This window comes from Sphingobacteriaceae bacterium, from assembly GCA_002319075.1.
Taxonomy (GTDB): Bacteria; Bacteroidota; Bacteroidia; order B-17B0; family Aurantibacillaceae; genus Aurantibacillus.
In genome coordinates this window covers 2,252,622-2,276,364 of record NVQB01000001.1, presented here as the reverse complement: position 1 = coordinate 2,276,364, position 23,743 = coordinate 2,252,622, and the positions used below count along the sequence as shown (strand labels likewise).

The window sequence follows — 23,743 nt, the reverse complement described above, 5'->3', positions numbered from 1 at the left end:
ATTTGGAGGAAAATGGTTCCATAGCTCAGTTGGATAGAGCACCGGTTTTCTAAACCGGCGGCCCTTGGTTCGAATCCAAGTGGGACTACAATAAGAACAAAACTCGCCGCATTTATGCGGCGTTTTTATTTTCATGCAAAGCTTTTGAAAGCTCGCTTTCAACAAGATTGGCATGAAAATAAAAAACCCTCTGAAAGAGGGAGTTTTGTTATATCAAGAGGGGTTCTATTTTGGATCAGCGCAGCTAATCCAGAAGGAAATAGTAAGCTCGCTTTCAACAAGATTGGCATGAAAATAAAAAACCCTCTGAAAGAGGGAGTTTTGTTATATCAAGAGGGGTTCTATTTTGGATCAGCGCAGCTAATCCAGAAGGAAATAGTAAGCTCGCTTTCAACAAGATTGGCATGAAAATAAAAAACCCTCTGAAAGAGGGAGTTTTGTTATATCAAGAGGGGTTCTATTTTGGATCAGCGCAGCTAATCCAGAAGGAAATAGTAAAGCTCGCTTTCAAAAGGGTTAAACCTTTTTTGAGAAAATAAAACCTTTAATTCTTAATCCTCCTCTTCGCCGCGTTTTGCTTTATCGTAATCTGGATGATCGAGATACTTTTCGCGGCCTTCTTGTTTTGTGATTGTAAAAAATACTTTGAAATAATTTTGCCGAGTCATGGCGTCGTAATGAATGATGTTATATTTTGCCTGTATAGTTTGAAAAAGATTGAGAAGTATGAAACAGATAAGTAAGGTGTAAAGTATCATCTTTGTTTTTTTAAAATTTTGAACGGACTTTATAACTGCAGCAAAAGGAATAGCCAGAAAAGGATAAATATCTATTAAAACCCTTTGACTGAATGAGCCGCCATACCACCAGCACCACCAGGAGAAGGCGACATACAGATATACTATAAAAAATACCGGTAAAGCAAGCGAAAATTCCTTAAGTTTTTCCCTAAGAAAAAAGAAACCAACTACAGCCGCCAGCATTATGGGCGTATAAATAAACCAGCCTTTTCTAAAACCGAAAAGAGCTTTAAAAATGTGAGGATTATCAAAAAAGAAATGTTCTCCTACATAAGAATTAAAAAGGAAATGGCCTGTCACAAATTTCCAATATAGCATTTGTGGTATAAAGACGAGAATGGAAAAGAAAATAACTGCAACTATCTGAAGCTTGTAGGAGAGAAAAAAATTTATTTTAGAGCGGAAATTGCCAATTGAACTAATACGGTAAAAGAAGAAGAAAAGAACTACCAAAACGTTTATTGGACGTAATAAAACTAAAAAACCGCCAAGACAACCTAGTAGTATAGCCTTGCTCAAACGCGGTTCCTTATGCCATTGCAGGGTTAACAGCAAAAACGCACTCATGCATCCAAAGTCTGTAACATGAGCCATACCCGCCCCCAGTGTAAGATAATAGAAGGCGTTTGTTCCAAAACTTATACAAAAGAGTGTAATGAACGCCACTTCCTGTGAAAAATAGAAACGCAATACTTTCCATAAAAAGAAAATACCGATGAGGTAATAAAATAAACTCGCGAATTGTATGGCAAACTGATAAGGCTCTGAGAAGCCATTTACGGGATAATCAAATAAATGTGCATAAAAATGAGCTAAAGCAAAAAACGGAAGGTAACTTAGTGACATTCCCATGCTCATTTTGATAACAGCTTTGTGTTCTGAAGTGTAGTTAGGCGAATAGAAGTAAACTTCCTGCCACTGATTTATACTATCCGATAAAAAAGAAAGCGACAGATCTTTTTCATAGAACGCTGCAGGCAAATAGGAATAATAGTGCGCAACGTCACTGGCAATAACGTCCTTTCTTTTCCAGCGTTCCTGGTTAAAATTTACCCAGGTCACCGCAATAAATACGCTAATTAGTAAGTAATTTAATGTAAATCTCTTTCTTAGTAAAGAAACTAGTTTCATCAATCTGAAAGTCTTTATTTAAAAAACGAATATATAAATTCTGAATAAGGTTTTCGACTGAACTTGCGGAGGACTGACACAGTTTTAATTTCCAACATATACCACTAACTATATTATTTCTGCCAATAATAGCGAGACCATACTAAATTTTGTAATTTAGAAGCTGATATTCTAATGCGCAAAAGGGCTACTTCATTATATTTTTTAGTGATTGTTATTTTAATTTCCTGCAGAAAGGAAAATGCCCTTGATTGTTTTAAATCTACCGGGAAATCGATTTCTGTGATACGCGAAACGGGCAGCTTCAAAAAAATCGAGGTGAACGATAAAATTAATGTCACCATTTACAAAGGCACACAGTTTAAGGTTGAAGTAATAGCCGGTGAAAATATTATCAGGAATATTTCTACCAAAGTAACGAATGGCACTTTAAAATTAGATAACAACAACAAATGTAATTTTGTAAGAGGATATAAACACGAAATTTATGTAAACGTAACCGTTCCCTACATAGAATTGGTTTCCAACATCAGCGTAGCTCCTCTAAGGTTCGCGGAAGATTTTTACCAGGATACACTAGTGTTAAGAATTGAAAATTCAGGGGATACTTATGTAAACGGCACATTTAACCAAATAAGAACAAGTACACACGGAAACGGCGATTTTTACTTCAGCGGCAAAACAAATAGTCTTTTCGTATATACTAATGGCACAAATTACATCCGCGCGCAAAACTTATTGGTAAAAGACTATGTATTTGTTGAAACCCTTACTATTGGCGACTGCTTCATTAACGCTACCAACTTAAAAAAAATGGAATACCACATCAAATCGGACGGTAATATCTATTACACCAACAAACCCGACGAAATAAAAAACGTTGGTAATAGTTCGGAAAACTATCGGGGAAGGGCTGTACAGTTAGAGTAAGTGTCAAGTTTAAATCTCAAAGTAAAAAAAGCAACTTTACTTATTTAACTAAAATTATAAAAACCCAATTGTTTATTTTTCCCTGAAAGTGTTATAAATGCAGGCAAAGAATTACGCATTTTTATACTGTTGGAAGAGACGAATAGCTTTAATAAACCGAAAACCCCGATTCTAAAAAGGATCCGTAAAATTCTGCTTTGGATTTTTTCAATAGCTGTAATTTTTTGCATGTCACTTATTGCCTTACTTTTTATTTATGAAGATGAAGTAAAATCAGCCATCGTTGGCGAACTCAATAAACATTTGAAGGCTGAGGTAAAGATAGATCCTAAAAATATTGATCTTACAATAATCAAAACTTTTCCCGATTGTTCAATACAGTTTAAAAATTTGTTGATGCTGGAGGCCTTACCGATAAAGAACAGGGACACGCTATTGTTTGCCGGGCAATTAAATCTGCATTTTAATATCAAAGACCTTTGGAATAAAAATTACCAGATTGAAAAAATAAAATTAAAAGATGCAGTTGTAAAATTACGCGTCCTTAAAGACGGAAAACCTAATTACATTTTTTGGAAAAAGACTGAAACGAAATCTGCTCAAGACAATGCAAGTACACAATTTGATTTAAAGCTAATAAGCATCGAAGATTGTAAACTGAGCTATAAAAACAGGAAAACTGTATTTAAAACCTCATTGAACATTAAGAGCTTAAGCTTTAAAGGACATTTCATGGAAGAAAACTTCGAAATGGCCAGTGACGCAAGACTCTATATTGAAGAAATAGTGCAAGGCAAAACCAATTATCTGCAGGCTAAAAATTGCGATTTTTCTATAAGTCTTGATGTTAGCGACAATTCTTATACCTTAAAGAAAGCTGACATCAATCTCAATAAATTAGGGTTAGAATTAAGCGGACAATTTAATTTCAGCGATAGCCTTGAGCGGGCCGATATAAAATACAACGCGCCTAATCTTGATATTTCTTCTCTTTTGTCGTTGTTACCCGAAAATTATAAGGGCAAAATCAGCGACTATAAAAGTTCTGGAAATTTTTACGCATCCGGAACCATGCGTTACCTGGATAAAAACACTTATAGTTTTATCAGTGATTTTGGAATCAAAAACGGGCAAATTTCATATAAACCCACGTCTGCAAGCGCCAGTAATGTTAACTTGGAAGGCTATTTGAATTATTCGAATTTGGCGTCTGTTTTAAACTTAAAGAATATTCACCTCAATCTTAACAGTGATGAATTAAAAGGAAATTGCCTTATTAATAATTTTTCCGATCCTTATATTAAGTTCACGGCGCAAGCTTCTACCAAGCTGGAGAATATTATTAATTTCTGGCCTATTGATACCCTTAGCCTGTTAAAAGGAAATTTACAAATTGATACAGAAGTAGAAGGCTTATTGAGCGCATTAAAAGATCAAACTTTTACAGAAAAAGTAAAGCTTCAATTAGAGGCAAAGGTTTCAGCTCTGGAAGCGCAATTCAAAGGCGATGCGAAAATTTACGCCATTGAAAATTGTTTGATCAAGGCCAGAGAACGGGAAATTGAAGTTCAAGATCTTAAATTAAAAAGAGGAAGTTCTGACATCACTTTAAATGGAAAAATTCCGGGAGTCTTTAATTATATTTTGGATAGAAAATCACCTTTAATAATAAGTGGGAATTTGTATTCCAGTAAATTGCTGTTGGAGGATTTTATGTCTGAAGGAAAAAAGTCCGGCACAAGTAATTCTAATGCTTCACTCATTCCATCCAATGTTAATTTTAAATTAAACGCAAGCATCCTTAAATTTAATTTTGGAAAATTTGAGGCAGGATCTATCACAGGAGAAATAGAAATTAAAAACCAAAAAGCCATGGTGAGCGACGTGAAATTGCAAACTATGCAAGGCGAAGCGGAGATCAATGCCTTTGCGGACAACTCAAAAAATAGATTAGATGTTGTTTTACAAAGTAATCTTAAGAACATTAATATTTCTGAGCTCTTTCAGCAATTAAACAGTTTCGGGCAAACTACTTTAACTGAAAAAAACATTAAAGGTTCTGCAGGGGCAGCCATAGAGTTTTCAGGCCGATGGGATAATAATTTGGTGTCAGATCCAAGATCTATCCAGGCAACTTGTAACTTAACTATTGAGCAAGGAGAACTCAATGATTTTAAACCTTTACTAAGCCTTTCAAAATTTGTGGATGTGGAAGAATTAAAACGCGTTAAGTTCTCTTCACTTCAAAGTGCTGTAGAAATCAAGAACAGTACCATCACCATTCCAAAAACGTCCATAAAAAACTCAGCATTAGATATTGAAGTTTGGGGCACACACACGTTCGACAATAGAATTGATTATCACATTCAGCTTTTGATCAATCATTTATTAGCTAAGAAAAGAAAAGTACAGGATTCAGAATTCGGGCCAATAGAAAATGATCCAGACAACAAGCGGAGCGCCTTTATTTTGATGACAGGAACGCTCGATAATCCGAAAATAAAATTTGATAAAAAAGGACTCAAAGAAAAGATTAAAAGTGACATGAGTCAGGAGAAAACTAACATGAAACAACTTTTTAAAGAAGAATTTAAGTTATTTAAAAAAGATTCTACACTTAAAAAGACTAAAAAAGAAGAAACTACGTTTGAGTTAGAAAAGCCTGAAAGCAGTGTGCCTAAAAAAGGGCTTGAGTTAAAAAAGAAAAAAGAGGACGACGAGGACTTTTAAAAACGCTACATTTATAAATACCAAATTTGAAAATCGCTTTTAAGTGAATATTTACGCCCAAAAACAACGATGGAAATTAGCGCTTGCTCTTGCGGCGCTTGTTATTGTTGTGGCTTCCTTCTGGTACACCAATAATTTGGTGAAGCGTATAGCCCAGGATGAAAAATTAAAGGCAAAAGTATGGGCTGACGCTGTACAAAGGCGTGCAAAACTTATTAAGTCTGAAAATCATCTTTTTAGTGAGATGAAAATTGAAGAAAGAAAGAAAGCGGAACTCATTGCAGAGGCCTTTAAGCAGCTTAACCAGTATGATAATTCTGCCGATATCAATTTTGTTTTAAGAGTTCTTCAGGAAAACACAACGGTTCCGGTAATTATGGTGAATGACAATGGCCAGATTACCTCAAGAAATCTTGACTCTCTGAAATCTCAGGATACCGCCTATTTGCGAAAGGAATTAAACCTGATGAAGAAAAAATATGATCCCGTGGTCATTAATTATTACAAAGACTTTAATTCTTATCTCTATTACAAAGACAGCAAAGTTTTTTCGGATATTCAAACCGTTTTTGAAGATCTCATCAAATCTTTTAAAGAAGTTGCCGTCACCACTTCCGAAGTACAGGTAATTTTTACCGATGCCAGTAAACGCCATGTGATTGACCATAGCGACAAAATTGATACCAATAAAATAAATACACCAGAGAAACTTAGAGCGACACTACTTGAACTAGCACAGGCCAATCAGCCAATCGCTATTGATCTGGGAGAGGGTGAAACCAATTATATTTTTTACGCCGAATCAGAATTGCTTACCAAATTAAAATTCTACCCTTATATACAGTTTGGGGTAATAGGGTTATTTCTTATCATCGCTTATATTTTATTTAGTACAGCTCGTAAAGCAGAACAGGATCAGGTTTGGGTGGGAATGAGTAAAGAAACAGCACACCAATTAGGAACGCCTTTATCTTCACTGATGGCATGGAACGAACATTTGTTGTCGCAAGGCGTTGATGAATCTATAATACATGAAATGCAGCAGGATGTGAAGCGCCTGAATACCATTACCGATCGCTTTAGTAAAATTGGCTCACAGCCCACGCTCGTTTCAGAAAACGTAAATGAGGTTTTATTTGAAGCAGTAGACTATTTAAAAAAACGAACATCAAGAAATGTAGCATACACCCTTGAGCTTCCTGACGAAATAATGCATGCGCATCTCAGCAAGCCTTTATTTGAATGGGTAATAGAGAATATTTGTAAAAATGCCATTGATGCTATGGAAGGCAAAGGCACGCTACATATAAGTCTTACAGAAATACCCGAGACCCTTATTATTGATATTACAGATAGCGGAAAAGGTATTCCTAAATCTAAATTCACCACTGTGTTCGAACCTGGCTTTACTACCAAGAGCCGTGGCTGGGGTTTAGGATTAAGTCTTTGTAAACGCATCATAGAAATTTATCACAAAGGAAAAATTTACGTGCTTAACAGCGAACCTAATAAAGGAACAACTTTCAGGATAGAGTTAGATAGAGATTAAGTAAATTATAAATAGAGTATCTTAGCTTTTTTTAATACCCAAATACATGAATAAGCTTATTATTTACATTCTGATTATCATTTCGAGCCAACAACTTTTTAGTCAAGGCCCTTCATTTCGTTGGGCTAAAAGTATGGGAGGGCCATCTGATGCCTCCGGGATTTCCATAACGACAGACTCCGTAGGAAATATTTTTACTCTTGGAGCGTTTGAAGATTCTGTGGATTGTGATCCAGGTCCGGGCGTTGCTAATGTGATTGGATATAATTCTACGTCGAATGTTTTTATTAGTAAACTAGACTCCAATGGAGCATATGTTTGGGCTAAAGCAATTAAAGGTTTTAACGTGTATCCCTCTTCCATTAAGCTTGATGCGATTGGAAATATTTATGTGGCAGGGTATTTTGTTCAGGCATATGTTAATATGGGTAATAGTACATTTTCTATTACTTCTCACTCTGCGGGGTATTTTGATGCCTTTGTTTGTAAACTAGATGCAAATGGTAATTTTATCTGGATTAAGAGGTTGGGCGGAGCATTAGATGATGCTGCCTACTATATGGAAGTTAATTCTTATGGCGACATTTATCTTACCGGCTCTTTTCAGTCAACAGCAGATTTTGATCCGGACCTTAACACATACATGCTTTCATCAGCTAATTCAGATGATGTTTTTGTTTGTAAGTTAGATTCATCAGGAAACTTTGGCTGGGCAACCAGGATAGGCGGACCAGGCTCTCAGTATGCGACGGCAATTAGCCTTTCGGCTTCCGGTAACGTTTACATTACTGGCAACTTGTTCGGCACAATATATCATCAGGGCTCAACTTCTTATACATTAAATGCACAGGGAGGAACGGATTTCTTTGTATGTAAATTAAGTCAACAAGGTGTGGTTTCATGGATTCACAAAATTGGTTCTTCTTCTGGGTTGGAGTATTCAAACGCAATAGAATCAGATGACTTTGGAAACATATATATGCATGGAAGTTTTGGTGGAACTACTGATTTTGATCCGGGGCCCAATACTTATACTTTATCGCCTGATTCAGGGGCAGCATTTTTTGTTTTAAAGTTAGACACAGCAGGAAATTTTAAATGGGCAAAAAATTTTGTATTCAACTGGAACACCTATTGGGGTAATAAAATAATTGATTCTGATTATTACGGAAACGTGTATTTAACTGGTCCGTTCTTCGGACTTACAGATTTTGATCCAGGTCCTGCTAGCTATACTGCCTCGGCCACCGAAGGAGCATATGTTGCTAAACTTGACTCTACAGGGCAGTTTCTATGGGCCCGAACATTTTCAGACAGTTCATTTTCCAGAGCAATTCAGGTAGATAGACATTTAAATATTTATACAACAGGAGCCTTTCGGGGTACAGGCGATTTTAATCCCTTTCCTTCAGTATACTCTTTGAGCTCTGGGGTAAAGACTGATGCGTTTATTACAAAGTGGGGTGGATCCTGCAGTAAACCTTTATCAGCAACCAATACGACTGGCCTTATCAATTCTTTTATTTGCTTTCCAAACAGTACAACCCTTTCCGCTTCGGGAGGACTAAGCGAGATAGTATGGTACGATACAACGGGAGCACAAGTCCTTTTCACAGGAGGGAATTTGCATTTAGCTAATTTAAGTCCGGGCATATACACTTACTATGCTGAAGCTTGGACATGTGAGGCCAGTAATTTAAAAACACCAGTTACGATTACCGTATATGCACAACCCACTTTAACTATAATTGCTGACAAGGATACAATTTGTTCTGGCGATCAAATTCAGCTTAATAGTTATGGAGCCAACTCATTTACATGGAATACCGGATCAGTTGGAAATTCTGTTTTAGTAAATCCAGTTGCTTCAGTCAATTATTCGCTTATGGGTGAAGACCTTAATGGTTGCATAAATACATCGAGTGTGAACATTTTTGTTAATCTTTTGCCAGTGGTGAATATTGTTAGTACATCATCCGTAATTTGTACTGGTGAAAATGTAAGCCTCACAGCTAGCGGAGCAGATTTCTACGTATGGAACGACTTGTCAACCAGCACTACCCTACAAATTGCTCCGATAACAAATGCAACCTATTCTGTAGTTGCCAGTGATATCAATGGATGCAAGACCACGGCTTTTTTTACACAAACTGTAGATAACTGCACCGGTTTAAACACCGCATATAATGCTACTAACTTTAAGCTATTTCCAAATCCAGGCTCGGGAATTTTTTATGTTGAACTATCTTCTTCTGCTGAAAAAATTAATCTGGAGATTTACAATGCGACCGGAAAACTAGTTTTATCTAAAAGCCACGATCTGTATTATGAAGAAATTGACCTGACTACTTATGCTAACGGATTATACTATCTTAAAATTAATGGCAGCCAAAATTTAGTTGTAAAATTAATAAAGCAATAATTTTAAGTCGGAAATAGATTGGTATTTATGGAGCTCAAAAAGATAGAAAACAAGATTTCAGAAATAAGCGCAGTTGCCGATCAATTTCCCGGAGTAGTCATTATTCACAATGTACGCGACCAGTTTGGACGCGTGGAATACATTTCAGAAAGAGGTGTAAAAAGCCTTGGCTTGAGTATTGAAAAAATCAAAAATCTTGGGGCCGACTATCACAAGAAATTTTTTAATGAAGAAGACGCCAAAGACTATGTGCCAAAGATGTACGACCTTATTCAGAAGAACGAAGAGGATGAAATATTTTCTTTCTTTCAACAGGTAAGGCCCTCCGACAAACACGAATGGGAATGGCACCTTAGCTCTTCTAAAATTTTATTGCGTGATGAAGACAACCTTCCTTTACTCTCTATTACTTTTGCTGTTCCTATAGATCCATTGCATCATGTTACTCATAAAGTTTCACGTTTACTTGAAGAAAATAATTTTCTGCGCGCCAATATAAAGCACTACAGCAAATTGTCAGACAGAGAACGTGAGGTAATGAAAAATCTTGCCACGGGTTTAACCGCAGTTAAGATCGCAGAGAAACTTCACATTACCACAGAGACAGTTAAAACCCATCGCAAAAACATTTATCAGAAACTCAATATCAAGTCTTCATTCGAACTTTCTGAATATGCCCGGGCTTTTGATCTTGTGTAATACCGCGAAAGAATACTTACTAAATAAAATAGTTATTTAATAAGTTAATTCCTTAAAATTTTAGTTAGCGCCAAGTTCACGTCCCGCCGTACCTAAGGCAAAAAAGTTTACCATTAATTTAATGTCGCTTGATTTTCGCAAATAAAATAGTGAGTGCTTTTTGTTAAATATCTTTTTTAAGAAAGAAAAGAGGTTAGATTTGTTAGCGAATAACACCCACAAAATCACAAAATTTAAACTTATGGAAAAAAATTACCAAACACACACACAGCGATTGGGTAAAAAAATAACAGTCAAAACATTTTTGTTTTTGATAGTCACTATTTTTTTATCAGGGGCTACCAAGTCTCAAAGCACTTATACTTTTAACGTTGCGGGTGCAACCGGCAGGTACGGGCCAACGCAAACGCAGGTAAATACTTCTTACACTAATACAAATTTAATGGGCTTGGTTACTGCAAGTAATGGAATCCAATCATTTACTGTCAATGGAGGTTTATATAGAATTACTGCTATTGGTGCCAGAGGTGGTAATACTACTGGATATTTGGGAGGAAAGGGAGTGAGTATGCAGGGGGATTTTCAAATAAATGGAACATCCGTCCTTAATATTATTGTTGGTCAACAAGGAGAAGATTTGTCCTCCGGATATAACACCGGCGGTGGTGGTGGCAGTTTTGTCTGGATAAACGGACAATCAACACCGCTCATCGTTGCTGGCGGCGGCGGCGGAGCTGGCGCAGGATTTGATGGATCTCATGCTGTTATTACTACAAGCGGAACTGTAGGATCTTACGGCAATGGCACGCCAGGAACCGGAGGGAACGGAGCAAATCCAGGTGGAGCCGGATGGTATTCAGACGGTGTGGATTTTGTTTCGGGAGTAAGCTGCACTGCAAAATGTTCAGGGAATGTGGGCGGTGTTACAACAGGTGGGGCATCTCATACTGCAATTGTTGTTTATCATGGATGTGCTGGTACCGATGTTACCGGTGATGGAGGTTTCGGGGGAGCAAGCGGTGGTAATGGTTATTGCTCTAGTTCGTTTGGAGCTGGTGGTGGTGGCGGATATTCCGGCGGAGTTGGTCAATCTGGCGCTAACGGATATGCATCAGGAGGCGGTGGAGCGGGATCATTTAATGCCGGTACTAACCCCGTAAACACAGCTTCTTTTAGTGTTGGGAATGGCACAGTAATTATCCAGGAATTATGTAACATGAGTTTAGTGGCTTCAGGATCTAGCAGCAGCGTTGCTCCTTCTATTTGTTCGGGTCAAAGTGTAACCTTAACAACCAACGGGGTAAGTAGTTTTTCATGGAGTAATGGTAATACTACAAGTTCTGTGATAGTTGTTTCTCCTTCAGCAACTACTGTTTATACGGTATCTGCATTAACAGCTTCTAACTGCACAGCTTCAAGAAGTATGACTGTAACTGTCAGTGGGGGGTTGCCTGTGCTTGCTATCACCAATACACCGAGTACTGCAATTTGTGTAGGTAAATCTGTTACGTTGACAGCATCGGGAGCTCTTAGTTATTCCTGGGCTGGTGGAGCAACAACGGTTACCAATGGTGTTGGATTTTTTCCAACAGCCACAACTGTTTATACAGTTACAGGTACCAATGGTTGCGGTCAAAGTACCGCCAGCACAACTATCACAATTGCTCCTTTAGTAGTAACAGCAAGTACAACTTCTTCATTGGTTTGTCAAGGAAGTACCGTGGTGCTTACAGCGACTTCTGCCGTGAATGGTTATACCTGGGCTCCTATCGTTTCATCAAACAATCCTGTTACTTTAGCGCCTCAGGCAAATACAATTTATACAGTTACTGCTTCGGATGGCACCTGTATTGGAACAGCAACGGTTGCGGTAAATACTAATCCAATCCCAACTATTAACGTTGTAGCGAGCAGTACTTTGGTTTGTGACGGCTCAGTGGTAACATTAACAGCCAGTGGTGCATCAACATTTACGTGGACTGGTCAAAGCTCTAATAGTGCTGTTATTTCTGTAACACCTGTTGGTTCTACCAATTACCAGGTTTCGGGGAGTAATTCTTTTGGTTGTTCTTCGAATGGTGCACAAATAGTAATTACCAAAGCTGCTCCGGTATTAACGGTAACCGCAACCAAAACCTTAGTTTGCGTTGGTGGCTCTGTAAACATTACAGCTAACGGTGCAAGTACTTACGCCTGGGTAAATGGACCAGCTACACCTGGCAACCTAGTTAATCCTACAGGGCTAACAACTTATTCGGTGGTGGGTACTGGGACAAATGGTTGTCCGAGCCCAGAATATATGATTACTATTAATACACTATCAACCAATTTATCTGTGAGCGCAGCAACAACTGCTATTTGTGAAGGGGGAAGTACAACTCTTACAGCTACTGGAGCAAATACTTATACATGGACAGGCATCCCATCTTCACAAGGGGTTGCAATGGTAAGTCCTGCTACGACTACTGTTTACACAGTTACCGCTAGTACAACGGTTACAGGATTAAGCTGCCCAAGTACCACAAATATTTCTATTACCGTTAACAGTAATCCTACAATTACAGTTATTGCTACAAAAACTGTTGTTTGCAGAACGGATGCTAACATTACATTAACGGCTTCTGGTGGTGTGACTTATAGCTGGAGTGCAAATACAAATAGTGCAAGTACAACTTCCGGAAATGTAAGCGTACATCCTACCACCTTAAACAACAACATCTACTCTGTTACCGGGATGAATGCAAATGGTTGTATTAATACTGGTTCAGTAACCATTAACGTGAAAACCTGCACCGGCATCGAAGAGTTAAAAGGTATTGGCAACAGCGTGATGGTTTATCCAAATCCAAGTCATGGTGAGTTTAATGTGAGTAATGATTCAGAAATCACTTTAAAGGTTGTTAACGAACTTGGACAAGAAGTGAGAGTACTTTCTCTTACAAAAGAAAATAACTTTAAAGGCTCAGTAACAAATCTACCTAACGGTGTTTATTTCCTCACCGGACAAAATGCTTCTGGAAAAATAAATCAGAAAGTTATTGTGACGAAATAAGATCTGTTTTTTAAATAATGAAAGCCCGCGCATAGTATTGTGTGGGCTTTTTTATTCTACTCCAAATCCGAACATGAATGTTAAAAGTCTTTTTTTAAAATGAAAAGAGTTTAGATTTGTATATAATTAACACATACAAAAATCCTACAACATGAAACAAAACTACCTGACACACACAAAATCTGTAGAAAAATGGACAACCAAAACTTACTTGTTTTAGGCGACGACATTTGTTCTATCAATAGTATTAATCATAAACACTACTACTCTATGAAAACAAAACTAAACAAATTCTTATCGGGTTCGAAACAGGGATTGTTCGCACTTGTATTGACTCTATTTTCTTTTACTATGCATTCACAAGCAACTTATACTTTTAATTATACGGGAAGTACGCAAACCATTAGCCTACCTGCTGGTAATTATTCAATCCAATGCTGGGGAGCTAATGGAGGAGATGCCACTGGTGGAACAAATTCCACAACGGGCGGAATAGGTGGCTATGCAAGAGGCACTTATTCGAATGCAACTACTACAACATTTAACATCTACGTTGGTGGACATGGAGGGAATGCTTCCGGTGCTTCTAATCTTGGCGGCGGTGGCGGTGGAATGTCCGACATAGCACCTGCATCTAACTCCACTTTAATTATAATTGCAGCCGGAGGCGGAGGTGGTAGCACTTCAGGTAGTGTTTCTGGAGAAGAAAGCACTGGCGGAGACGGAGGAGGTTTAACTGGAGCCACTGCCACAGATGGTTCACAGGTTTCAACAGGATCAGCAGCTACCGGCGGATCACAAAGTGCCGGCGGGTCTGCAACAGCAGGCAGTTATGGAGGAGGAAGTCCAGGTGGATATGGATTTGGTGGCGGTTCAGCAAATGGAACTTCCAATGCAGCTTCACCATCAGGAACTATGCATGCTGGAGGTGGTTCGGGTGGCAATGGTGGCAATGGTGGATGGAATGGTGGCGGTGGCGGCTGTACTTTTACCGGAGGAAATGACCATGCTGGAGGCGGTGGTGCCGGATATTATGGTGGTGGAGGCGGTCGTGGTGATGGTGGTGCCGGCGGCGGCGGTTCTTCCTACATCGGTGGTGTAACCAGTGCTACAACTATCATGTTTGGTCAAAGCGGTTTCATTACCAATCCTGTTACTGCAGGCAACGGTTATATATTAATTACAGAACTTTGTAGTATCAGCTTATCCGCTACAGGTCTTAATGCAGGAAATTCTTTATGTAGTGGCAACTCTGTAACCCTAACTACAAATGCCGCAAGTAATTATTCCTGGAGTAACGGAGCCACAACTCAATCTATTGTTGTTTCCCCTAGTTCAAGCGGCATTTATTCGGTAACCGGTACAAGTACAGCTGGCTGTAACTCTTCCGCATCCGTAAGTATTACAGTAAATGGAGCTGCGCCATCATTAACTATTGCAAATACGACAAGTTCAACAACCGGGATCTGTCTTGGCAAGTCGGCAACATTAACTGCTAGTGGAGCACTATTTTATTCCTGGGCAGGTGGAGCAACAACGGTAACAAATGGTGTTGGGTTTTTTCCAACAGCAACAACAATTTATACGGTAACAGGAACAAATGGTTGTGGACCAAGCACTGCTAACGCTACTATCACAATTGCTCCTTTAGTGGTAACAGCAAGTACAACTTCTTCATTGGTTTGTCAAGGAAGTACCGTGGTGCTCACAGCGACTTCTGCCGTGAATGGTTATACCTGGGCTCCTATCGTTTCATCAAACAATCCTATTACTTTAGCGCCTCAGGCAAATACAATTTATACAGTTACTGCTTCGGATGGCACCTGTATTGGAACAGCAACGGTTGCGGTAAATACTAATCCAATCCCAACTATTAACGTTGTAGCGAGCAGTTCTTTAGTGTGTGATGGCTCAGTGGTAACATTAACAGCCAGTGGTGCTTCAACATTTACGTGGACTGGTCAAAGTTCTAATAGTGCTGTGATTTCTGTAACACCTATTGGCGCAACGAATTACCAGGTTTCGGGGAGTAATTCTTTCGGCTGCTCCTCAAATGGAGGTCAGATTGTATTAACCAAAGCTGCTCCGGTATTAACGGTAACCGCAACCAAAACCTTAGTTTGCGTTGGTGGCTCTGTAAACATTACAGCTAACGGTGCAAGTACTTACGCCTGGGTAAATGGACCAGCTACACCTGGCAACCTAGTTAATCCTACTTCACAAACAACTTATTCGGTGGTGGGTACTGGCACAAATGGTTGCCCGAGCCCAGAATATATGATTACTATTAATACACTATCAACCAATTTATCGGTGAGCGCAGCAACAACTGCTATTTGTGAAGGAGGAAGTACAACCCTTACAGCTACCGGAGCGAATAGTTATACATGGACAGGCATTCCATCATCACAAGGGGTTGCAATGGTAAGCCCTGCTACTACCACCGTATACACAGTTACGGCTAGTACAACGGTTACAGGATTGAGTTGTCCAAGCACTACAAATATTTCTATCACGGTTAATAGTAATCCCACTATTACAGTTATTGCTACAAAAACTGTAGTGTGCAGAACCGATGCTAACATTACATTAACGGCTTCTGGAGGTGTAACTTATAGCTGGAGTGCAAATACAAATAGTGCAAGTACAACTTCCGGAAATGTAAGTGTACATCCTACCACCTTAAATAACAACATCTACTCTGTTACAGGGATGAATGCAAATGGTTGCGTTAATACTGGTTCAGTGACCATTAACGTGAAAACCTGCACCGGCATCGAAGAGTTAAAAGGTATTGGAAACAGCGTAATGGTTTATCCAAATCCAAGTCATGGTGAGTTTAATGTGAGTACCGATTCAGAAATCACTTTAAAAGTTATAAATGAACTGGGACAAGAGGTGAGAGTACTTTCTCTTACAAAAGAAAACAACTTTAAAGCTTCAGTAACAAATCTGGCAGGCGGCGTTTATTTCCTTGTTGGACAAAATGCTTCTGGAAAAATAAATCAGAAGGTTATTGTGACAAAATAGATTTTCTTAATTAAGAAAGCCCTGCTGAAATATTTCAGCAGGGCTTTTTTTTGGAATAAGTGACAAAGTGTTTGCCTATGTCCTTGGATAAGTTAAAAAATAAATAGCACCAGAATTCATAAAATCAAAAAGCTGTGTTAAATCTCTTTTTTTAGTTCTAAAAGAGATTAGATTTGTAGAACAAACGCTTTAAAATAAAAACAATATAACCCACGAAACTATGAAAGTAAATATCTACAAATTCTTATCAGGAACAATTAAAGTGATATGTACACTGGCATTGATCTTATTTTCGAGTACAGTGTACTCACAGGCAACCTACACATTTAATTACACGGGAAGTACACAAACTGTGAGCCTTCCGGCAGGGAACTATTCCATAAGCTGTTGGGGAGCAATTGGGGGCTGGCACAACAATGATGCAAATTCGTATAGAGGAAAAGGGGGATATTCAAAAGGAACCCTCTCATTAACTGCCACTACAACTCTTTACATATCAGTTGGTGGATCAGGTGGGGCTCAAACGAGTAATAGTGTTCCAGGTGGTTGGAATGGTGGTGGTCCCGGAAAATATTACACTTATGCCTTTAATGGCGGAGGTGGGGCTTCACACGTTGCCACTTTAACGGGAGTTCTGAGTGCCTTATCGAGTAACACATCTGCTGTTATTATAGTTGCAGGTGGCGGCGCAGGTGGTTGCACAGGTATAACTCCTGGAGACGGTGGAGCATTAACCGGAGGAAATAGTACCAGAAGTGGTTGCACCGGTGGAACGCAGAGTTCAGCAGGAACTTCAGCTATTACAGGTGGAAGCGCTAGTTTTGGCCAGGGTTGGGATGCTAGTTCAAGTGGAGGTAGCTATGGCGGCGGCGGCGGCGGTTGGTACGGCGGCGGTTGTGAAAGTGGAGGCTCAGGTTACATTGGTGGGGTGGCTAATGGCACGACCGTAGCATTCGGTCAGACAGGTTTTGTGTCAAGTCCTACCAGCACGGCAGACGGTTTGGTGATTATTAACGAACTCTGCAGTGTTACATTAAGTGCTACCGGGTTAATGGCAAATAATTCTCTTTGCAGCGGTAACTCTGTAACTTTAACTACAAATGCAATAAGTAATTATTCCTGGAGTACAGGAGCCACAACACAATCTATTGTTGTTTCACCTAGTGCAAGTGGCATCTATTCAGTAACGGGTACAAGTACAGCTGGATGCAATTCTTCTGCATCCGTAAGCATTACTGTAAACGGCGCTGTACCATCTTTGTCTATTGTTAATACAGCGAGTGCTACTAGCGGAATTTGTGTAGGAAAGTCAGCTACATTAACTGCATCTGGAGCTCTTGCCTATTCATGGGCTGGTGGAGCAACAACAGTTACAAATGGTGTTGGGTTTTTTCCAATAGCAACAACAATTTATACGGTAACAGGAACAAATGGTTGTGGATCAAGCACTGCTAACGCTACTATCACAATTGCTCCTTTAGTGGTAACAGCAAGTACAACTTCTTCATTGGTTTGTCAAGGAAGTACCGTAGTGCTTACAGCAGTTTCTGCCGTGAACGGGTATACCTGGGCACCTCAGAATGTTGCTACAAACCCTCTGACTTTAGCCCCTCAGGCTAACACAATATATACGGTTACGGCCTCTGATGGCACTTGTATTGGAACGGCAACAGTGGCGGTAAACACAAATCCGGTTCCAACAATTAACGTGGTTGCCAGTAACAGCTTAGTTTGCGACGGCTCGGTAGTAACCCTAACAGCGAGTGGAGCGTCCACATTTACCTGGACGGGTCAAGGTTCTAATAGTGCGGTGATTTCTGTAACACCGGTTGGAGCAACGAATTACCAGGTTTCCGGATCTAATTCATTTGGCTGTTCTGCAAATGGTGGACAAATCATATTAACGAAAGCAGCTCCGGTATTAACCGTTGCGGCTACAAAAACTTTGGTTTGTGTTGGAGGGTCAGTAAATCTTACGGCGAACGGCGCAAGTAGTTATGCCTGGGTGAATGGACCTTTAACAGCGGGAAACCTTGTTAATCCTGCGGGGTTAACAACTTATTCGGTTGTGGGTACTGGCACAAACGGTTGCACTAGTGCCGAGTATATGATTACTATCAATACGCTTGCTACTAATTTATCTGTGAGCGCCTCAACGACAGGCATTTGTCAGGGTTTAAGCACAACTCTAACGGCAAGTGGCGCAAATACTTATACATGGACAGGCATTCCATCTTCACAAGGGGTTGCAATGGTTAGTCCTGCTACAACTACTGTCTATACTGTAACTGCTAGTACAACCGTTACGGGATTAAGTTGTCCAAGCACAACAAACATTTCTATTACGGTTAACAGTAACCCTACAATTACAGTTATTGCTACAAAAACTGTAGTGTGCAGAACGGATGCTAACATTACATTAACGGCTTCTGGTGGTGTAACTTATAGCTGGAGTGCGAACACGAATAGCGCAAGTACAACGGCAAGCAATGTGAGTGTACACCCTACAACCTTAAACAATAACATTTACTCTGTTACAGGTATGAATGCAAATGGCTGTATCAACTCGGGCTCGGTAACCATAAACGTGAGAACCTGCACGGGCATCGAAGAGTTAAAAGGTATAGGAAATAGTGTAATCGTTTATCCTAATCCTAGCAACGGTGACTTTAATGTGAGCACCGATTCAGAAATTACTTTAAAAGTTATCAATGAACTAGGACAAGAAGTAAGAACACTCTCTCTTACGTCAGAAAATAACTTTAAAGCTTTAGTAACAAATTTAGCGGGCGGCGTTTATTTCCTCGTGGGACAAAATACTAATGGAAAAATAAATCAAAAAGTTATTGTGACGAAATAATTTAATCTTAAGTTCTAAAGCCCCGCGATGTTTATCCGCGGGGCTTTTTGTTTAGCCTCATTCAAAGCACTAAAAAAACCGTTCCTCTTTCGAAGAACGGTTCACTCATCTCAAAAAATTATCTTTTATTTTAAGCTGGATCCAATATATTCGCGATTCATGCGGGCAATATTCTCCAGAGAAATTCCTTTAGGACATTCAGCTTCGCAGGCTCCGGTGTTAGTGCAGTTTCCAAACCCTTCTTCATCCATTTGTTTTACCATGTTTAATACACGGTCTCTCTTTTCAATTTGACCTTGTGGTAACAAAGATAATTGAGAAACTTTTGCAGAAACAAATAACATGGCGCTTGAATTTTTACAAGCTGCAACGCAGGCCCCACAACCGATACAAGCTGCTGCATTAAAAGCAGTATCCGCATCGTCTTTATTAATTAAAATATTATTAGCGTCTTTAGCGTTACCCGTGTTCACAGAAACGAATCCACCGGAAGCCATTATTCTGTCAAAAGAAGAACGGTCAACCGCAAGATCTTTGATAACAGGGAAAGCAGCGCTTCTCCAAGGTTCTACAACAATAGTATCGCCATCTTTAAAGCTACGCATGTGTAACTGACATGTAGTAACACCTTGCTTTGGCCCGTGCGGACGACCATTGATGTACATACTGCACATCCCGCAAATGCCTTCGCGACAATCGTGGTCGAATGCAACAGGCTCTTTACCGCTGCTGATTAATTGTTCGTTCACTACGTCAAACATCTCCAAAAAACTCATGTCAGGCGAAATGCCTTTAGCTTCCATAGTTTCGAAGCGACCTTTTTCGTTTTTATTTTTTTGTTTCCAAACCTTTAAGGTTAGATTCATATTTCCGTGACTCATAGTCTTTTATTTTTTGATTCAAGAATCAAGAGTAAAGAGTCAAGACTACTTGTGTCTTGATTCTCGCCTCCTGCTTCAAATTATTTATAACTTCTCGCAGCTATTTTAATGTTCTCGTATTTTAATTCCTCTTTGTGTAACTCGAAGTTGCTATCAGATTTATATTCCCAGGCAGCAACGTAAGCGTAATTTTCGTCATCACGTAAAGCTTCTCCTTCTTCGGTTTGAAACTCTTCACGAAAGTGACCGCCACAGCTTTCATTTCTGTCTAAGGCGTCAATACACATAAGTTCTCCTAATTCAATAAAATCGGCAACGCGGTGAGCCTTTTCCAGTTCGGGATTAAATTCATTAGCTTCGCCTGGCACGCGAACATCTTTCCAAAACTCTTCTTTTAGTTTCCTAATCTCTGCAATTGCCCAGGTTAAACCTTCCTTGTTACGGGCCATACCACACTTGTCCCACATAATTTTACCAAGACGTTTATGGAAATTATCTACCGACTTACTTCCTTTAATTGTCATCAATTTGGTAATACGCTCCTGAACTTCCGCTTCTGCTTTTACAAATGCTTCGTTGTCGGTAGGAATTGCTTTGGTACGAATTTCTTCAGATAAATAATCTCCGATAGTATAGGGAATAACAAAATAACCATCTGCTAAACCTTGCATTAACGCGGAAGCTCCCAAACGGTTAGCTCCGTGATCACTGAAGTTAGCCTCGCCCATAGCATATAAGCCTGGAACGGTAGTCATTAAGTTATAATCTACCCAAAGTCCGCCCATGGTATAGTGAACAGCAGGATAAATACGCATTGGCACTTCGTAAGGATTTTCTCCTGTGATTTGTGCGTACATGTCAAATAAGTTACCGTATTTTTCCTTCACAACATCTTTACCCAAACGCATAATCTCTTCTTTGCTTGGATTGTGAAGATTCAATTTGGTAGCTTCAATTTTTCCATAACGTTCTGTGTTAGCAGCAAAATCAAGATAGACAGCCATTTTGCTGGCTCCTACACCATAACCTGCATCACACCGCTCTTTCGCAGCACGACTCGCAACGTCACGTGGCACTAAGTTACCGAAAGCCGGATATCTGCGTTCCAAATAATAATCTCTTTCTTCTTCAGGAATATCTGTAGCCTTGCGGTTATCGTCTTTTTTCTTTGGAACCCAGATTCTTCCGTCATTACGTAAAGACTCTGACATCAAAGTTAATTTTGACTGGTGATCTCCTGACACAGGAATACAAGTAGGGTGAATTTGTGTATAACAAGGGTTACCAAAAAAAGCCCCTTTTTTGTGAGCTTTCCAGGCCGCTGTAACATTGCTTCCCATGGCATTGGTAGATAAATAGAATACGTTTCCGTAACCACCCGTGCATAATAAAACTGCATGTCCAAAATGACGCTCTAATTTACCAGTCACCAAATCGCGCGCAATAATACCGCGGCACTTGCCATCGATATTCACAACGTCCATCATTTCATGACGGGTTAATAATTGCACTGCACCCATTCCAACCTGGCGTTGAAGCGCGCTATAAGCACCTAACAACAATTGCTGACCTGTTTGTCCTGCAGCATAAAAAGTACGTTGTACCTGAGTTCCACCAAAAGAACGGTTACTTAAAGTTCCGCCGTATTCACGTGCAAATGGAACACCTTGTGCCACACATTGGTCAATAATGTTTCCCGACACTTCGGCAAGACGGTGTACGTTAGCTTCGCGGGCACGGTAATCGCCACCTTTAATTGTATCGTAGAATAAACGGTAAACACTGTCACCATCGTTTTGATAATTTTTTGCAGCATTAACACCACCTTGTGCAGCAATACTGTGCGCGCGGCGCGGTGAATCCTGGAAACAAAGAACTTTTACTTTGTAGCCCATTTCAGCTAAAGTAGCAGCGGCAGAAGATCCTGCTAATCCTGAACCTACAACAATAACTTCAAGGCTACGTTTGTTGGCAGGGTTTACTAAGTGAACAGTAGAACGGTATTTGGTCCATTTGTTCTCAATAGTTCCTTCCGGTATTTTTGCGTTTAATTTTGGTGATGAAGCCATATTAGAATATTACAATTTGATTTTAAAAATTATTTGATCATTCCGAAATGCATTGCGATAGGCATTGCAGCGAAAATCAGAGGAACAATGATTGAAAATGCCATCCCTACGGTTTTAATAAGCGGGGTGTATTTTTTATGATTTAATCCTAAAGTCTGGAACGCTGATTGAAAACCATGCATTAAGTGATAAGCTAATGAAACCATAGCAAGACAATAAACAATAACTACCCAGGAGTATTTGAATGTTTCTACCATTATAATATATAGGTTGTCATGACCAGTGTTTTCGTCGATTGGCAGACCCGTAAAACGTGATTTAACCCAGAAATGTGCAAGGTGGATGATAAGGAAGATCAATAATAAAGTCCCTAAAAGTCCCATAGAGCGACTGTACCAGCTTGAGTTGGCAGCGCCATTGTATTTGGCATAACCAATCGGACGCGCTTTTTTATTTTCAATCGTTAATAAAAGCGCCTGGATGATGTGAAGTAAAAGCCCACCCATTAAAACTACTTCAAAAGCCCTGATTATCCAGTTAGTGGCCATAAAGTGAGCTCCTTCATTAAACATTACTCCCCCGTCATTGAAGAATATAAAAGAGTTTAAAAAACAGTGAACAACGAGAAAGGAAATTAAAAAAAGGCCGGTTAAGCCCATAATTACTTTTTTTCCAATAGAAGAATATAGAAAACCTGATTTTTTACTCATAATGCTTTTGACTTAATGTTGCGTGAAAAATATGCTAGGCAAATGTATTAAGCAAAAGCTACACAATCAAGTTTTGCTGGAAATGATTTGAACCCCCGTAAACTCATAAAGTCTAAAACAGCCTGAAACTGATGCTTTTAGGCTCAGACTCCTTATTTAGAATAGATTTAAATATTAGAATTGCGCTTTAAAGCAGTAGACACTGTTGTTTTAGTATTTTGAAGACAATAAATTTTTCTTTCGATTGGTTCTTAGTAATGCAAGAATAATTTGAATCGAAATGGACAATTGAATTTGTTTTTCTGAAAAGGCAATAAGGGAGAACCACTACAGCTTAAAATACTTAATCTCTTCCCATCTCTTCTCCAATTTCAACAAACTAAAACCAGTATATTCCAAAGTCCCTTCCAGTTTTTTACTTTCAAACGTCTTTTGAAGTTCATAGAATTTCGGCTTTTTAAGATCTCTGAAAGCCACTGTTATATGCGGATGAAAGCCCCTCATATCTTCAGATTCATTAAATAATTTTAATTCTTTTTTTGCGTAAAGTGTGAGTTCAGCATGCAACTGGTAAAGCAACTCGTTTTTAAGAACGTCTGCATAAATAACCCGTGGTTCAAAAAAGGCAAAGTTTTTAATTTGCAAGGGGAAAGGAACTGAAAACTTGAAATCAGAAACCTTTTGAATGAGCTCTGATTCCCTCTCTTCTTTCCATTCAAAGGGCCGGTGAAGCGTAATATGGGCCGGACTTCTTAAGGCTCCTTTTAAATGGTGTTCTTCAAACAAGTTTTGTTTAATAGCCTCGATCTCAGAGAACAGAGGCTCAGGAATTACAATAGCAAGAAAGTACTTTTTTGGCGTCATTTTGAAGGAAACATCC

At 39.3% G+C, this 23,743-nt stretch carries 15 protein-coding genes and 1 tRNA gene; 10 read left to right on the top strand and 6 right to left on the bottom strand.

Annotated features, from left to right (window positions below; translation table 11 throughout):
* Positions 1-14: 14 nt before the first annotated feature.
* Together CNR22_09950 and CNR22_09945 are read left to right on the top strand one after the other, a co-directional pair.
* A tRNA-Arg gene (locus tag CNR22_09950) sits at positions 15-91 on the top strand.
* A gap of 53 nt (positions 92-144) precedes the next feature.
* Positions 145-408: a hypothetical protein gene (locus CNR22_09945; protein ID PBQ32077.1), complete on the top strand. Its 264-nt coding sequence runs from the start codon at positions 145-147 to the stop codon at positions 406-408.
* 143 nt (positions 409-551) lie between these two features.
* Here CNR22_09945 and CNR22_09940 read toward each other — a convergent pair whose 3' ends face one another.
* Positions 552-1,931, bottom strand: coding sequence for a hypothetical protein (locus CNR22_09940; GenBank protein PBQ32076.1), 1,380 nt, complete (start codon positions 1,929-1,931; stop codon positions 552-554).
* 174 nt (positions 1,932-2,105) lie between these two features.
* Between CNR22_09940 and CNR22_09935 the strand changes: the two genes are divergently transcribed.
* On the top strand, positions 2,106-2,861 hold the full coding sequence (locus CNR22_09935) for a hypothetical protein (GenBank protein PBQ32075.1): 756 nt from the start codon (positions 2,106-2,108) through the stop codon (positions 2,859-2,861).
* 44 nt (positions 2,862-2,905) lie between these two features.
* Here the strand turns inward: CNR22_09935 and CNR22_09930 are convergent, their stop codons facing one another.
* Positions 2,906-3,091 (bottom strand): hypothetical protein, encoded by a 186-nt coding sequence (locus CNR22_09930; protein ID PBQ32074.1) that lies wholly within the window; start codon positions 3,089-3,091, stop codon positions 2,906-2,908.
* Between CNR22_09930 and CNR22_09925 the strand changes: the two genes are divergently transcribed.
* The 7 genes from CNR22_09925 to CNR22_09895 all read left to right on the top strand — a co-directional run bounded on the left by CNR22_09925 (position 3,090) and on the right by CNR22_09895 (position 19,203).
* Complete coding sequence (locus CNR22_09925; GenBank protein ID PBQ32073.1) at positions 3,090-5,591, top strand: hypothetical protein; 2,502 nt, start codon at positions 3,090-3,092, stop codon at positions 5,589-5,591. The genes CNR22_09930 and CNR22_09925 overlap by 2 nt on opposite strands.
* Before the next feature lie 466 nt (positions 5,592-6,057).
* Positions 6,058-7,140, top strand: coding sequence for a hypothetical protein (locus tag CNR22_09920; GenBank protein ID PBQ34869.1), 1,083 nt, complete (start codon positions 6,058-6,060; stop codon positions 7,138-7,140).
* Between the two features lie 46 nt (positions 7,141-7,186).
* Positions 7,187-9,562 (top strand): hypothetical protein, encoded by a 2,376-nt coding sequence (locus CNR22_09915; GenBank protein PBQ32072.1) that lies wholly within the window; start codon positions 7,187-7,189, stop codon positions 9,560-9,562.
* A 27-nt stretch (positions 9,563-9,589) separates the two neighbouring features.
* Positions 9,590-10,261: a helix-turn-helix transcriptional regulator gene (locus CNR22_09910; protein ID PBQ32071.1), complete on the top strand. Its 672-nt coding sequence runs from the start codon at positions 9,590-9,592 to the stop codon at positions 10,259-10,261.
* A gap of 160 nt (positions 10,262-10,421) precedes the next feature.
* Positions 10,422-13,313, top strand: coding sequence for a hypothetical protein (locus CNR22_09905; protein PBQ32070.1), 2,892 nt, complete (start codon positions 10,422-10,424; stop codon positions 13,311-13,313).
* A 192-nt stretch (positions 13,314-13,505) separates the two neighbouring features.
* Positions 13,506-16,343 (top strand): hypothetical protein, encoded by a 2,838-nt coding sequence (locus CNR22_09900; protein ID PBQ32069.1) that lies wholly within the window; start codon positions 13,506-13,508, stop codon positions 16,341-16,343.
* A 220-nt stretch (positions 16,344-16,563) separates the two neighbouring features.
* Positions 16,564-19,203 (top strand): hypothetical protein, encoded by a 2,640-nt coding sequence (locus tag CNR22_09895; protein ID PBQ32068.1) that lies wholly within the window; start codon positions 16,564-16,566, stop codon positions 19,201-19,203.
* A gap of 125 nt (positions 19,204-19,328) precedes the next feature.
* Here the strand turns inward: CNR22_09895 and CNR22_09890 are convergent, their stop codons facing one another.
* The 4 genes from CNR22_09890 to CNR22_09875 form a co-directional block, all read right to left on the bottom strand.
* A complete protein-coding gene (locus tag CNR22_09890; GenBank protein ID PBQ32067.1) occupies positions 19,329-20,084 on the bottom strand; it encodes a succinate dehydrogenase/fumarate reductase iron-sulfur subunit in 756 nt (251 codons plus the stop codon).
* An 80-nt stretch (positions 20,085-20,164) separates the two neighbouring features.
* A complete protein-coding gene (gene sdhA, locus CNR22_09885) occupies positions 20,165-22,153 on the bottom strand; it encodes a succinate dehydrogenase flavoprotein subunit (protein PBQ32066.1) in 1,989 nt (662 codons plus the stop codon).
* Positions 22,154-22,182: 29 nt separating this feature from the next.
* Positions 22,183-22,863, bottom strand: a complete 681-nt coding sequence (locus CNR22_09880) for a succinate dehydrogenase (GenBank protein ID PBQ32065.1) — start codon at positions 22,861-22,863, stop codon at positions 22,183-22,185.
* Between the two features lie 327 nt (positions 22,864-23,190).
* Positions 23,191-23,727: a 2'-5' RNA ligase gene (locus tag CNR22_09875; protein PBQ32064.1), complete on the bottom strand. Its 537-nt coding sequence runs from the start codon at positions 23,725-23,727 to the stop codon at positions 23,191-23,193.
* Positions 23,728-23,743 lie beyond the last annotated feature (16 nt).

Bases quoted from the DNA above. Each gene is read 5' to 3' on its own strand.
- CNR22_09940 (PBQ32076.1), bottom strand. From the start codon at position 1,931: ATGAAACTAGTTTCTTTACTAAGAAAGAGATTTACATTAAATTACTTA.
- CNR22_09935 (PBQ32075.1), top strand. From the start codon at position 2,106: ATGCGCAAAAGGGCTACTTCATTATATTTTTTAGTGATTGTTATTTTA.
- CNR22_09925 (PBQ32073.1), top strand. From the start codon at position 3,090: ATGTCACTTATTGCCTTACTTTTTATTTATGAAGATGAAGTAAAATCA.
- CNR22_09930 (PBQ32074.1), bottom strand. From the start codon at position 3,091: ATGCAAAAAATTACAGCTATTGAAAAAATCCAAAGCAGAATTTTACGG.
- CNR22_09920 (PBQ34869.1), top strand. From the start codon at position 6,058: ATGAAGAAAAAATATGATCCCGTGGTCATTAATTATTACAAAGACTTT.
- CNR22_09915 (PBQ32072.1), top strand. From the start codon at position 7,187: ATGAATAAGCTTATTATTTACATTCTGATTATCATTTCGAGCCAACAA.
- CNR22_09910 (PBQ32071.1), top strand. From the start codon at position 9,590: ATGGAGCTCAAAAAGATAGAAAACAAGATTTCAGAAATAAGCGCAGTT.
- CNR22_09900 (PBQ32069.1), top strand. From the start codon at position 13,506: ATGGACAACCAAAACTTACTTGTTTTAGGCGACGACATTTGTTCTATC.
- CNR22_09895 (PBQ32068.1), top strand. From the start codon at position 16,564: ATGAAAGTAAATATCTACAAATTCTTATCAGGAACAATTAAAGTGATA.
- CNR22_09890 (PBQ32067.1), bottom strand. From the start codon at position 20,084: ATGAGTCACGGAAATATGAATCTAACCTTAAAGGTTTGGAAACAAAAA.
- sdhA (PBQ32066.1), bottom strand. From the start codon at position 22,153: ATGGCTTCATCACCAAAATTAAACGCAAAAATACCGGAAGGAACTATT.
- CNR22_09880 (PBQ32065.1), bottom strand. From the start codon at position 22,863: ATGAGTAAAAAATCAGGTTTTCTATATTCTTCTATTGGAAAAAAAGTA.
- CNR22_09875 (PBQ32064.1), bottom strand. From the start codon at position 23,727: ATGACGCCAAAAAAGTACTTTCTTGCTATTGTAATTCCTGAGCCTCTG.